Annotated in this window: 5 protein-coding genes; 1 reads left to right on the top strand and 4 read right to left on the bottom strand. The window is 61.3% G+C overall.

Going from position 1 to position 13,278, the window contains the following annotated elements; all coding sequences use genetic code 11:
* Positions 1-183 precede the first annotated feature (183 nt).
* The 4 genes from ACSKB9_RS17900 to ACSKB9_RS17885 form a co-directional block, all read right to left on the bottom strand.
* Positions 184-2,805 carry a DEAD/DEAH box helicase gene (locus tag ACSKB9_RS17900; RefSeq protein WP_438074599.1) on the bottom strand — a complete coding sequence of 874 codons (2,622 nt, stop codon included), beginning with the start codon at positions 2,803-2,805 and terminating at the stop codon, positions 184-186.
* Positions 2,806-2,810: 5 nt separating this feature from the next.
* Positions 2,811-4,949, bottom strand: coding sequence for a hypothetical protein (locus ACSKB9_RS17895; RefSeq protein ID WP_438074597.1), 2,139 nt, complete (start codon positions 4,947-4,949; stop codon positions 2,811-2,813).
* Between the two features lie 777 nt (positions 4,950-5,726).
* Positions 5,727-7,001: a hypothetical protein gene (locus ACSKB9_RS17890; protein WP_438074595.1), complete on the bottom strand. Its 1,275-nt coding sequence runs from the start codon at positions 6,999-7,001 to the stop codon at positions 5,727-5,729.
* A 155-nt stretch (positions 7,002-7,156) separates the two neighbouring features.
* Complete coding sequence (locus tag ACSKB9_RS17885) at positions 7,157-10,273, bottom strand: sacsin N-terminal ATP-binding-like domain-containing protein (RefSeq protein ID WP_438074594.1); 3,117 nt, start codon at positions 10,271-10,273, stop codon at positions 7,157-7,159.
* An 826-nt stretch (positions 10,274-11,099) separates the two neighbouring features.
* Between ACSKB9_RS17885 and ACSKB9_RS17880 the strand changes: the two genes are divergently transcribed.
* Positions 11,100-13,208 (top strand): HsdM family class I SAM-dependent methyltransferase, encoded by a 2,109-nt coding sequence (locus ACSKB9_RS17880; RefSeq protein ID WP_438074593.1) that lies wholly within the window; start codon positions 11,100-11,102, stop codon positions 13,206-13,208.
* Positions 13,209-13,278 lie beyond the last annotated feature (70 nt).

The raw sequence follows: 13,278 nt of genomic DNA, 5'->3' as shown, positions 1-13,278 counted from the left end.
TTCGCGTTTCTCCAACTTTTCTCCAACAACGGCATTTTTAGTGCTCGCCCGATAGAGCAATTGGGTCGAGCTAAGGACGAGCTGCTAACCTGTTTCTCCTATCCCATGAACGATCGAGCATCTAGCTCAATCACCGATTTCAAATTGGCGGCAGATTTTTAGCCAACATCGATCGCGTCGAGACTACGGTTCAAGACCCGGAAGCATTGCTATCATCGGCGTGAATCTGGGACGTCGGAAGGGAAGTGCGAGCTGAGAAGTGGTCTGGAGAAGATTGTCGATGAGGTAACGAATGACGTTAGCCTCTTCGACCGATGGTCTAGATGTCACGTCAGAGGCGGGTTGAAATTCGTTAAGCCGTGATAATAGCTCCCAATCTCGAAGGAAGGAAACGCCAGTTTCGGCTGATCCGTCGATGCTGAAAATCACGCGGTGAACTGTCGCGCCTGTACCTGTAATCTCATCTTCAGCCAAAGCAATGAGGAGTGGCCGTGAAAGGCCTTTGACCCGCGCGAAGAGAGTTTCGCGCTCACTGCTCTCGGCAAGCGCCCGGTCCATGAGCGGGTGCCCGACCCCCAGCAACTTGACCATTGCCTGGTCAGACGACAGAGCGCGCTCGAAGACGAGTCCGTCGTATCTGGCTTGTAGATCGGGGCTTCCGCGCCAGCCTTCCGGTGTGGCGACCGACAATCCCGTCTCAGTCCGCATGACGCGCCGGTTAGCCAGCTGCATCGCATGACGAAAAAAGGGTTCGAGCGCCGGCAGGTCGAGCTTCGGAATATCGGCGCTCGCTGATTGAAAGTCGTAACGTGCGACATTGCCAACGAGGGTACGCACGGCCTCAACGGCATCCGTTCCACCAAACTGGGCCGTTTGGGCATTGAACCAATCGGACAGGCGGTCGGATGGACGCCTTAGCCCTTCGGCGAAAAGCTCCTCAAAGAACCCGCTGCTTGTCATACCGATCACCAATTGGGAAATGTCTTCCGCCTCTTCCATAGACGCAGAGAGGGCGGCCTGGATGCGAATGAGCTTTTCTTGCAGCAGCGCCCAAATCCTCGCTTCAACAGTCTCCGGGTTGCGCAGGAGATACACCTGTACCGGGCGCTTTTGGCCATAACGGTTCAATCGTCCGACGCGTTGGTGCAGGCGCATCGGGTTCCATGGAAGATCGACATGCACGAGCGTTGCGCAGCGCTCCTGCAGGTCGATCCCTTCGCCGCCGGCTTCGGTGGAGATGAGGAACCGGGTCTGGCCAGCGTTGAATTCTGCGGCTGCCCTGTCACGAGGGCACTGCAACACGCGATCCCGGTTCGCGCCGCCGGCCACGACCAGCTTTTCAACGCCGTTGATAAAGCCCGCGCAGCCGGGCCCGAAGCGCTTTTCGAAGGCCGAGAACACGAGGGCCTGCGTCGCCTTGTACTCGGTGAACAGCAGCACGGGCTCGGCTGGGGGAAGACGGGTTTCGATCAGGTCGACCAAGCGCGCGACCTTGGTTTCCTGTTTGACCTTCCGAGCAAGCGCGAGGATTTCGTCGAGGCGCTCGATCTCGTTCTGCATGAGGAGCAGCGTGACCTGATCGGGGCGGCTCTCCTCGTCCTCTGCAGCTTCGTCCAAAGTCTCAGGCTCGCTTTCCTCGGGGACCGCGCCATCCGACAACCGCCGGGCAAGCATCGCCCGGCGGCGTTCGAGGGCAGCGCCGATTGCCGCGATTGAACTAGCGGCCAGCTTTTGAACAGCGATCAGAAGCAGCATCCTTGCCGTTTGCTGCCGCCCGGTGAGGCTCAGTGCATATGCTCGGCCGTCAATGATGAAATCGCTCATCGTCCCATAGAATGCGGCCTCCGCGTCCGAGTATCTGTAATCGACGGTCTCGGTGGCGACGGGACGAAACAGCTTGTTGCCTTGGAGATCTGTCACCAAGGCCTTGTTGTTGCGTATCATGGCCTTGTGAATATCTGGGAGCTGGCCTTCGATGTCGCGCTCCGGATCAAAAAGGTCCGGCCTTACGAGTCGCATAAGGGCCATGAAGCCGTAATCCTTACCGCGATGCGGTGTGCCCGTGAACAGTACGAGAGATTTGAACTTGCCCGCGTCCTCGAGCGCTTGGAGCAAGGAAAAGGCGAGCGTTGTGGTTCTCTCCTGGGCCTGAAAATGGTGCGCTTCATCAACGATGATCAGATCCCACGGTTCGGCCGTGAGGAGCCTCTCCCTTGCCCCCTTCATGCGAAGCGTGTGGAACGAGGCCACCACCTGCTGGGACGTCTCCCAGAAATTAACGCGACCTCGGTCCAGTTCCGCGGCGTATTCCTGTAGCCGGATGTCGAACATGGTCTTAAGCCGCCCGCGCCATTGCCCGACCAGACGCGCCGGCGCCAGGACGAGCAGGCGCCGCACTCGGCCCGACGACAGGAGCGGTTCCACGATCAAACCGGCTTCTATAGTCTTGCCGAGGCCCACATCGTCGGCCACCAGCCACCGCGTGGGCCACGTGCGCGTGACCTGCCGGCAGACCCAAAGCTGATGTGGAAGAAGGTGTACGCGGGAGCGCGAGAATACGCCCCATTGGTCATTTATCGAGTGAATGGCAAGAGCCTGTGCGCGGGTCAGCGTGGCGAGGGCGTCGTCGAACCGTCTGTCTGCAAGTGCGTCCGTTAATGAGCGCATGCGCGACAGTTCGGCGGCTTCCACCTGCTCGATGGCCACGCCGAACCGGACGATCACGGTGGCGCCGAGATCGGTAACGACACGACCTTCGCCATGCTGCGGATGGCGGACGCGCTGATCAGCCGTGAAGATTGGCAAGAGATTCAATCCTCGTAACCGTCGACCGGTGTATTGGTGTCAAGATCGAATGACGTCGGCCCCTCCAGAAGAGATTGAAGTACATCGTCGCGGCGCCCGTGCGCAACGATCTGCAAGGGCAAATCGAGGTCGCCAAGGAAACAGGCGCGGTCACCAATGTGGGCCTCAACACGAGCATGAATGTCCCTGCTGAGGTCCATCTTCGCCTCCGGGCCCAGATCAATACCGAGGTGTCTCGAGAAAAGCGCTCGCAAGCGTGCCGTGCTGGCCCAGCCGTAAGGATGCATCGCGGCGATGTCCTCTCCTGTCCATATGCCGTGGCGCACCGCCTCGCGCACCAACCAGTTTGCCCCAAGTCCGAGGCTTTGGGTCAGAGGCGCGCCTTCGAGTCCACGGCGTTGCCACAATGGCGAGGTGCTCAGCCTCCATGCATCCGAGAGCGCGATAGGACCTTGCTTTCGTACTATGGCTGGGAGGGTCAATACGGCATCGACGTAATCAGGCAACCAGCGCGCGACGACATAGAGATCGACAAGCGCTCGCCGCCATTGGGGGAAGTCTATATGCCATGCATCGGCCCGCGCGAAGTTTTCGAGTTGTCGGATCCAAGGCTCCGGACCGTCAGGCAGCCGTGCCGATGCCATATCACTCCACCAGCCGGCGCGATCGGCGACCGCAATGAAGTTGCGGTGCTGCGTGTCGTCGGATCGACCGATCGTACGGAAGATACCCAAAGCAAAAAATGTGAACCAGCCATCACGGTCGCTATTGCCAGACTGTCCGGTGAGCCGCCCGGGATCGAAGCCTTCCGGGTATGCATTTCGATCCGACCGGACGCGCTCCGCGGAAGCCTCCCTTTCCCACCAATCGTGCAGCCGCTCGAGGAATGTCGTCGGGTCTACTCGTCTGTCCGACGACCGGAGTTCCTCCTGATCGCCGTTCTCATCTACGAAATCGACCGCCCACCGCTGCCGCTGCTCCTCGGGGTAAAGCCGCCCAAGCAGGGCAGGGAGATCGTCGGGTGCAATTCCTGCCACCAGCGGACTAGTGCGCAGCTCGTCCGAGCGCGCCGGCAGCCAGGCCGGACGCGCGTCTGCCAGGGCATCGCCCAGGACCTGCCCTTGGGTGCCCTCAAGAACGTAGCGCAGCACGGCCGCTTGCTTTTCCGGTTCGCCCACGGACAACGCCCATGCAGCATAGGTCGCGGCTGTCTGCTGAAAGCCGCTACGTTCCCGCGCAAGCCGATAGAGGGCCAAAGCCGGGCCGGCATATTCCGGATCTGCAATGGCCCCGCCCGGTGCAAAGGCCAGGATCAGCCTTTCCTCGTCGGATGCATCCGCTGCCGCGCGGGCTGGCAACCGCGCTTCCCGCCAGGATTGGTCCGCCATAAGGAATCGCCCCTTGCTGATGGCGTCCAGTACCTCCTGCTGTTCGCCCCATGGCAGCCGGTTCACCCGCTCGCGTTTCAGGACGCGACCAATCCGCCCAGCCCGCTCGGGTGTGATCCTATTGTCGACGCTCAGCTCGCGCTTCACCAGCGCCGCGAGCGTCAAGGCGGATGGCGCCGCGAAACCAAGGGCTGACAACCGCAAAGCCGCTCCCCGCGAAACCATGTTGTCCGCGATGTCATCGAATGCCGGCCAGTCGTGGAGGTCGGCCAAGATCGCTCCATCCTCCAGCGCACCCGTCGCGACGTGCTTGGCGTCCCTTGCGCGGAGGAAGAGTTGGAAAGGCCGTGGCAGGCCGGTCGGCAGAACTGGACACTCCCCAACCAACCGTCCGAAGCCTCGCTCCGGACCATGGAGATGGCTCGCGATCGGATCGCCGAAATCCACCGCAAACAGGTCGGCCAACCGTCGCCAGAAGGTCGCGGGCCCGGTTTCCGGCGAGGTGTCGGCCAGTCCCGCTGATCGAACGAAGCCCGCCCAGTTACGATCGACCAGATCGTAAAGCTCGCACAGGCGCGCGCCCAGGGCCGCGCCAATTCGTTCGAACGTGGCCTGGGGTTCATTTCCGCTGCGCGCCAGTGAACCGCGGCCCGGATCCACGCGGAAGCGACGACCATTCATCAGCCAACCCGAGGCGAGGCTTTCTGCAAGTGGCGCCAGCAACCAGAGCCTCGGCAGCACGGCGTCGGCCGGCATCGGGCCGTCGGCCGAGAGCGGTACGAAAAGCATTGTCTCGTCGGAGAGGTCGAGCGCCAATCCCCGCCCTGGCTCTGCGCCGCCCAGCACCACGATGCTGATCCCCGGTGCATCTGTCTCCACGAAGCCGGCTGTCCAGACGCGCTGTTCCGCCCCTGCCAGTTCGATCTTCCGAACGTGGCGACGTCATCGCTGGCAGCCAACGCGCGGCCTGCCGGAACGCCGTCATCGCTGTCTCTGCACGCGTTTCGCAGCCCGGCTCGACCGGAATGTCAAAAACCGTCGCCCGTCTGCCCTCTTGAATGAGGTCGAGCGAGACCTGCCGCCCGGCATCCCAGACATCCGGCAGCATCCCGCCTCGTACCCGACAGGCAACAAAGCCGCTTGCGATCCCGACATCGGCCGAGAGCAGGTGCACGCTCTTGAAGCCTAAGCCAAATTGTCCCGTTACCCCTTCGCGCTTATCCGAGAGGTTCATAAGCAGCATGTTGAAGAGATCGTGATGCCAGCCCTCGCGCTGGCCCAGATCGGCGTCGACGCCGAGGTGATTGACCTGCCGGCCCCAATGCAGGACGCGCAGGCCCCCGTCGGACGCCTCCAACCGGAACCGTGCCTTATCCGGCGGCGGATGCTGCACGGCCGCGTCGTCGGCATTCTGGAAGAGTTCGAAGAGGGTCCGGTCGGGGGTGTAGCCGAACTGCTCGATCTTGCCGCGGATGGCGGAAAGAAGCTGACCGACCGCCTCCGGCGATTGGACCGCCCTCCAGAGCTCCCGCTTCAAGTCGGGAAGACGCTTCGTCCGCTCATTTCCGGGAGCGAACTCCCCTCGCTGCGGTCGTATTCGTCCAGCGTCCGGCGCAGCGCAGTGCCGCGTGTCGGCTTCAATTCGGCGAGGATCTGCGGCAGGCGGTCCTCAAGCCGCGCGCGGGCATCCTCCACGGTGGTCTGTTCGACGCGCGTGCATTCCCAGGCCAGTTCATCCAGGATCGCTATGCACTTTGGCTGATATCCGAGACATTCCAGGGCAAGCGTCCGGATCACCCGCCGGATTTGCTCAGCTTCGACGGGTTGGGTAGCGTCGGCGAGCGTCACGGTTCTCAGCCAGTGGTCCTGACCATCCAGATCGATCGGTTTGCGGGGCCGATGCCCGTCGCCGATAATGAGCAGAGGCTCAAGCGCCCCGACCGGCAGTTGAACGCGTTCACCCGCTAGTGAACGCACATCAACATGGTGGGGGCGAGCGAGCTTGAACGTGAATAGCGTTTTTCGGCGTATGTTAGAGAGGCTCTGGCCCGGGAGTTGAGGGATAAACGCCCCCTCGATTTCTTTCCGAATGCGACTCCAAATTCGATCCGTCGCCGCCTCGGGCAACGCGAGCCCCTTGGACACGAGTGATCGGAAGCCTTCCGTCTGTCGGACGATGCCGACGAGCAGAGCCAGCAGCTCAGCCGGGATGTCCGACTGCGCGCGCGACAAGACCGCCTCTAAAGAGGCCGCACAGCTACGCTCTACCTGCGCCAGCGTTCGCGGCTGAACCATCGGATCCGACGCCATTCGCTTGTCCAGCGTCACGTCCAAGTCCCGGTCATCCGAGGAATTGGTCGGCCAGAACGCCTCTAGTTCACGCGCCAGTCGATGCGAGTCAGCGATCCCGCTGACGCGGGCTGCAACTTCACGCGCTGACCGCCAGTTTCCGTTCGACGTAGGCACCCGCACACCGGTCATCACTTGTCGCAGCGCTGTGGACGGCCACGAACAGATCGTGCGAAATGCGCATGTAAAGACGTCGTGAGCGGCGTCGGTGCCTGCTTCGATCAAGTCAGAGAGCGCGTGCAAATGTTGGATCGCCTGCTCGACATCACCGTGGGCCACCGATCCGAAGGCGGTGAGAATTTCTACCAGTGCGGGCGCGGGGGCATCCTTTCCATTTGCCTCACGGCGCAGCAAAGCCGCCAAGAGCGGCCAGCCGGGCAAACCCAGATCGCTCCCCAGTCGCGCCAGGGCTACAAGTGCCTTGGCCGGCGCATCCGCGGGACGCGACATGATGGCCACCGGAGAGGCTTCTCTGACTTGTAGCAGGAGCATCTTGATCGAGGCCGATGCATCGGACAGAATTCCGGCCGAACGCAGGATCTCGAACGCGGCGTTGGCGCGCAGCTCAGACTCTAGTTCGGTGAGAGGCAGAAATGGTAAATCAACTCCTTGTGCTAGGACCTGCCTTGCCGCGTCGAGTATGTCGTTCGGCAGATCGACAATGTCCTCAGGCGCCCACGCGTGCGCTTGGCGGTCCTGTAGCCAACGCTGTTTGCGCAGGCGATCCCGCAGAGGAACCTCCGGTATGCCTTGAGCGCAATCCAACGCTTGAAATATCTCGGCGCAGAGGCGATGCGGTTCCGGCCGATCGAGCGCTGCACGGATCTGCGCGGCGGGCGACCATGGGGCGATGAGTTCTCGGTCCGTGCGACGGCCTTCTGCCCCGATGGCAGCTTCAGGATGGGGACTACGGCAACGAGCGCCGGGGGCACTTTCCAGTTTGACGTTTCTCGATGAACCGCAGCCGCTGGGTAACGGCGGCCGTCGGTCGCGAGGAAAATCGGCAGAGCCTGGAGGTCCTGGTCCGGGATGTCCGAGGTTAGCAGCGCGCTGACTTCTGCATCATGCAGGTTCATGAACCCCAGCGCTGCGGCATGAGCGGCGAGCAGACGGCCAAGCCCATCGCCGTCCATGGCGCTCACAACGAGATGGTTCTGAATTGCTGGCTTCAGTTCCTGCGCGACCACAGTCGGGACTAGGAAGTCGTCGGCAGACCCCTCGATTAACCGCAACGCGAGATCGTCGAGCAGGCCGCCCGTCTGTGGCAACGTGAAGAGCCGCGCCTGTAGATCGCCCGCACGGGCATCGCCGGCGGCCAGCGCTCGAAAGGCAGACCGGGCGTCAGAACTGTCGGTGTAGACGCGATCGAGCAGCTTGGCCCGCGCTTCCGCCGGCCCGAATTCTTGCGCGCCACCGATTAGCCGGGCGAAAACTTCGTTCCGGCCCTCAGCGAAAGTGAAGGGCGCGCCGATATCGGCCAGGAGCTCCGCCGTGGCCCCGGTCACGATCACGGTGCCGAGATTCGGCGTGGCCCGTGCCATCAACCCCACGATGTCGCGCACGCGGGGATTGTCGCGGAACAGCCGTCCGTCCCGCGACGCGCTGACAAGGTCGGGCAAGGTCGAGAGCCGCGCTACGCCGCGTCCGTCGCCGGCGCGAAGCACTGGTAGCTGCGCGTATGCGGGATCGTGGGCCGCCTCATCGAGACCGCGGCCGAGGAGCTTGACCAACGCCACGGCGGCCGCGCCAGCGGCATCGGCGGTCCGTTCGTCACGCAGCAAGGGTTGTAGCGCCGCGAGCAGGGGCGCTGCCTCGGCGGGTGAAAGTGACCGGCGAGCTGCCCCTTCGGCAAGCCATTCCGCCCGGAGGCACAGGGGGGCCCCGGTCGCCGACGCGAGGGCGCCCAAGACTGCGCGCTCTCCAGCGGATGGCGGAAGGGCGATCGCGGCATCGACCGGTAAATGCGCTAGAACCGCAGCGATAGATTCCCCCGGGGCGAGTGCCCGCGTCGAGGCAAGCGCCTGCCGAAGGGCGGCAAGCAATGGTTCTGCAGCCGCCGCTTGCCGGGCTCCATCGCCGGCCACCGCGACATCCACGAACGCGGCCAACACGGCGGTTCGCCCCCCTTGCAGAAATACTTCCGGCGCGAGCCTGGTCAGGAGATCGGCAAGCTCCAAAGGCTCCCAGAGCACTGTGGCCTTCGTCAGTGCCGACTCTGGCTCGGCGATAAGGGTCAAGCCGCGCCGCTCGGCCCAGTCGCAAAGCTCCGGTAAGAGTTCGGCAGCCGCTACGTGGCCACGCGCATCCGGCGCGGGCAACGGCCGGAGCCGGGACTCGGAAGACAGAAGCTCCCATGTCGCCATGCCTCGTGCGTCGGACCGTACCCGGCGCGCAAGCACGTCACACGCCGCGATGGCTGCGCGATGCTCGCGCCCGAAAGGGCTGCGCCGGAGGATCGCCGTCACCTCGGCGAGTTGTGCCGATGTCAACATCTGCTGTTGAAGCGCGTAGTGTAGCACGCCCGGCAGGAGCGGCAGCACCAGATCATCGCGCAGGGTCTCGTTCCACTGCTGGTAGATCGTGCCGGTTCCGGGCGCTCCGAGATAGGAAGCGAACCCCTCGATATACCGTCGGCCGGAATCGACGAAGAAGTAGCCATGCAGCATGATGCGGAGAGCGGGCACGTCTGCCGCAAGGTGCGCGGCTTCGGCGATCGGCAGGAAGACACCCCAGTCGAGCGAAACGCCGCGTGCACCGGCGTCACGGCTTTCCACGACAACGACCGCGCCATGTTCAGCCGCCTTTTCCGGCTGCATCACTTCGCCTTCGGTGGTGAAGACGGGCACTTGCGGCCAGTCGCTGGCTTGCTTCAACTGCTTCAGCCGATCGCTGACGCCGTAGGATTCAAGGCCCGCGTATTGGGTCGACCGGGCGGCATGGCCGTCAATCATGCCGGCCACGGCCCTGCTGCCATGAAAGAGCGGTTCGCGATCTTCCGCGGGTGGTCCGAGCAGGCGCTGCGAATCCTGGTTACGCCGAAGCGCAAGGCAGAGCGTTGAGTCCTCGAAAGCCTCGATGCGGTCGAGGTAGCGCATACTAGCGAGGATCAGGCGAAGATCAGCCTCGTGCCGCGTGAGATCGTCGAGCAGCGCCGCTCCGGTCGGGCGATAGTCTGTGAAAAAAAGCCTCGGCGCAGGCTGAACTGCCTCGCAGCGCAGGGGCAGCCAAAGGGCGAGCCCGCGCTTGATGTCGCCAGTGGCCGTTTCCAGCAGACCAAGGTCATCGGAGTCAATTTCGTCCCACGATCCCGCTCGGGTGCTCTCGATCACGCCGAGGCAAGGATTAACTACCTCCGAAAAGCGAACTGCATGACCCAAGGAATGCACGATGAATGCGTCGCACAGGTGAAACACTGCCTTCTGGCCAAAGCCGAAACGGCCGATGGCCGCAACCTCATCGCCTTTGGCCGTGTCCGCGAACGACAGGATTCCTCGCGCGTCCTTCGCTTCGAAGCGTCCGTCATTGGCCACCGCGAACCCCGGCACGCGCAGAAGTGGGTTCTTGGCAATTGGCCAGCCTGGATGGGCAACGAAGCGGATGACTTTGGCCCCAGCATCTTCGGCGTTCTGGATAAGCTCCTTTAGGACGGGAAAGCCGGAGCTATAACGATCGCTTAGGTTGGCCTGGATTTGGCGGAAGATCGCGCGTGGGGGCGTGGTCAGAGACGACATCGTCTATTCGATCCCCCGTCGAACAATATTCCTTTGCGTCTTTTCAAGCTCAGAATGACGCTCCTACGCTTGATTTCCAGCTCATTGCGTGGGCCAGGCTCACACCCGCACAGCGCGCAATCCACCTCCCTGCCGTCATCGAGTGAATGCCGGAAGCGCATGTTGCGGTGATTGGCAAAACCGCAGCGAAATGAAGTCTTCGCCCCAAGAGACAACAACTTACCACCTGGTCGCGCAACTGCAAGTCGAGTTGGTTGGTCGTCCTGCTATTCACAGCTAGGTAGTTCGTATGACGAAAGATCAGCTGGTGCGGCGCTCCGCATCAGGCTAACCATCCAACACTGGCAGATCGAGACTCTGGACTTCCCGAATTGCCTTGCCGGCAATCGCTTGTAGATCACCCACCATACCGTCCGTGGACTGGATTGCTGAAACGAGCTGGGCTTCGCGCTTTGCCTACTGCCTCCACCCGCTGTGGGACTTGATGCCGGTCAGATCTCGATAAACCTGCTCATCTTGGACTGTTGTCCCTGTTAGGATCAGCGCGATCCACCGGCCTCGATCAGCGCCTAGCGGCGGAACCTGCCGACGGGATAGCTCGTGCGCTGGCTGCCGCCGTGGCCGGCCGCGCGATCGCCGCCACGACAAAGCACGGGGGCTACGTCCATGTGGGCTTCTGGTTGCTTCGCTGCGGTTCATCGCTTACTTCTAGCTATGAATTCGGAGATCCGTCTCCGCGTCTACTCCGCGGATTTGCCTGAAAGCGGGATGGTTTAAGGTCTCGCGACAGAACGAGCGGACCTTGATGATTTGTGTGGGGGGATAGATGGCGCGTCCGCGCAAGCTAAACGATGACGACCTAATCGATACGGCAGCTGATGCAGGTGAAGAAGATCTGAACGTGCTTGACGGCGAAGGTGGCAGTGATGAGCTGATACCTCAAGATACGTTGATTTGTGCTCTAACGGGTCAGCTGAAGATCGACAAGCCCGAAGAGCGCGTGCTGCAGAGCCTAATCGAGCAGTTGCACCGCGAGTACCGTGTCGAACTTTCCGACATGGAACGTGATGTCAGGGTGGCATGCCGAGACGGTGCTGAAAAGAAGAAGACCGTTTCGATTGGGGTCGCTGTTTACGAGGGTGGCAAGTCGCATACGCTAGACAATCTAATTCGCGTCGTGCTCGTTGCGAAGAGCAGTGCCAAAGCCTCGGATGCCGCGATAGGTCAGCTTGAGTTGGTCCTTTCGAATCTGAACGAGGCGCGCAGCGAGGTCTACGGAGTTTGGACCAACGGGAAGGAAATGGCGTTTCGTATGCGAACATACGATATCGCCAATGGCTTCCCATTGATTACTGAGCTCACAGACTTTCCAGCGCCTGATGAAACACTTGCTGACTTAGATGACGCGGACCGCCGCGCGCTTCGCGTGGCCGCAGGCGACTTATTGCTACGCGCTTTCAATCACTGCCATGATTACCTATCCACTCATGGCTTGCGTGATGAAAAGGCGTTCTGGCAGCTTCTCTACTTGATTTTTGCGAAGATCGTTGATGAGCAGCAAAGTAAGCGCCTGTTCTTCGTGGGCGCTACGGAGCGTAACACGCCCGAAGGCCAAGCTCGAATTGCCAAACGCATCCACGCCCTGTTCGACACGGTGAAGGGCCAGGTCAAGGATGTGTTTGATGGCTACGAGCGCTTAGAACCAAATGACCGAAGTCTGGCTTATGTAGCCGCGCAGCTGGCGCGATTTGATCTTCTTTCTGCTGATACTGATGCAAAGGGTATGGCATTCGAGGCCATCACGTCTCATACGCTGAAGCAGAAGAAGGGGCAATTTTTTACTCCGCGCAACGTCATTCAGATGATGGTGGAGATGATCGATCCTCAGCCAGGCAAGCGCGTGCTCGACCCAGCGTGTGGTAGCGGCGGCTTCCTAATTGTGGCGTTGAACCACGCTCGGCGCCGCATTCTCACTGAGATCGGTTGCCCTGCACCAGACGACCCTGTTCCGAGCGAACGCAAGCGAGCTGACCCTCTCGCTAAACGATATGCTCGGGAAAATCTGTATGGCTTTGACGTTGATGGCGATCTCCGCAAAGCCGCTCGTATGAATATGGTAATGAACGGAGATGGTCACGGTCATATATTCAACTTCAATAGTCTCGAATACGGCGTCTATGGCGAGAAGGAAAGCGTAGCCAATACGCGCTACCGCACGCCGGAGATGGCAGTGGTTGAGCGAACTCTCGGCGTCGGTGCGGGCGAAGCGCATGGACAGTTTGACTATGTCTTCACCAATCCGCCTTTTGGAGCAAAGATTCCTGTCGAAGATCCGGAAGTGCTTCGACACTATGAGTTGGGCTACACGTGGCGACGCGACGGTGAGAGATGGGTGCGACACGCATTGCAAAAGAAGGTCGCACCTGAGGTTCTTTTCATAGAGGCGTGCTGGAAATTCCTCAAACCCGGGACCGGGGTAATGGCTCTCATCTTGCCGAATGGAATTCTAGGTAATCCCGGTGAGCAAATGGAGTTTGTTAGACATTGGTTGCTGCAGAATGGTGAACTCCTCGCTAGCGTGGATTTGCCTGCCGAAACCTTCTTGCCCCAGGTATCAGTGCAAGCGAGTTGCTTGTTCGTCCGCCGGCGTGCACTGGATGAAATTCGTATGGTAGGTCGGCGGGGACCTAAACAAAGACCCGTATTCATGGCGATTGCTGAGAATTGTGGTCATGGGCGACGAGGTGAACCCAGATACGTGCGGGAGCCTGATGGATCCGAGAGCTTGTTTGAATTGGAGGTGCCTGATCGGTGGGAGCGCGATGGGCGCATCCATGAACGCATGCGTCTTCGGAAAGGAAAACGCCTCGCTGATGATTTGCCGCTGATTGCGGCGGAGTATCGCCGCATCGTCTCTCGAGGGCGGCTCGCATGAGAGCGTTTCTTGTCGATAGGCCACGCTCCGAATCGGTGCGCGCACTAAATTATGTGCCCGCGATAGAGCG

This window comes from Bradyrhizobium sp. BR 1433, from assembly GCF_051547665.1.
Classification (GTDB): domain Bacteria; phylum Pseudomonadota; class Alphaproteobacteria; order Rhizobiales; family Xanthobacteraceae; genus Bradyrhizobium; species Bradyrhizobium australafricanum.
The sequence above is the reverse complement of the archived record's forward strand: the minus strand, read 5'-3'. Positions and strand labels throughout refer to the sequence as shown.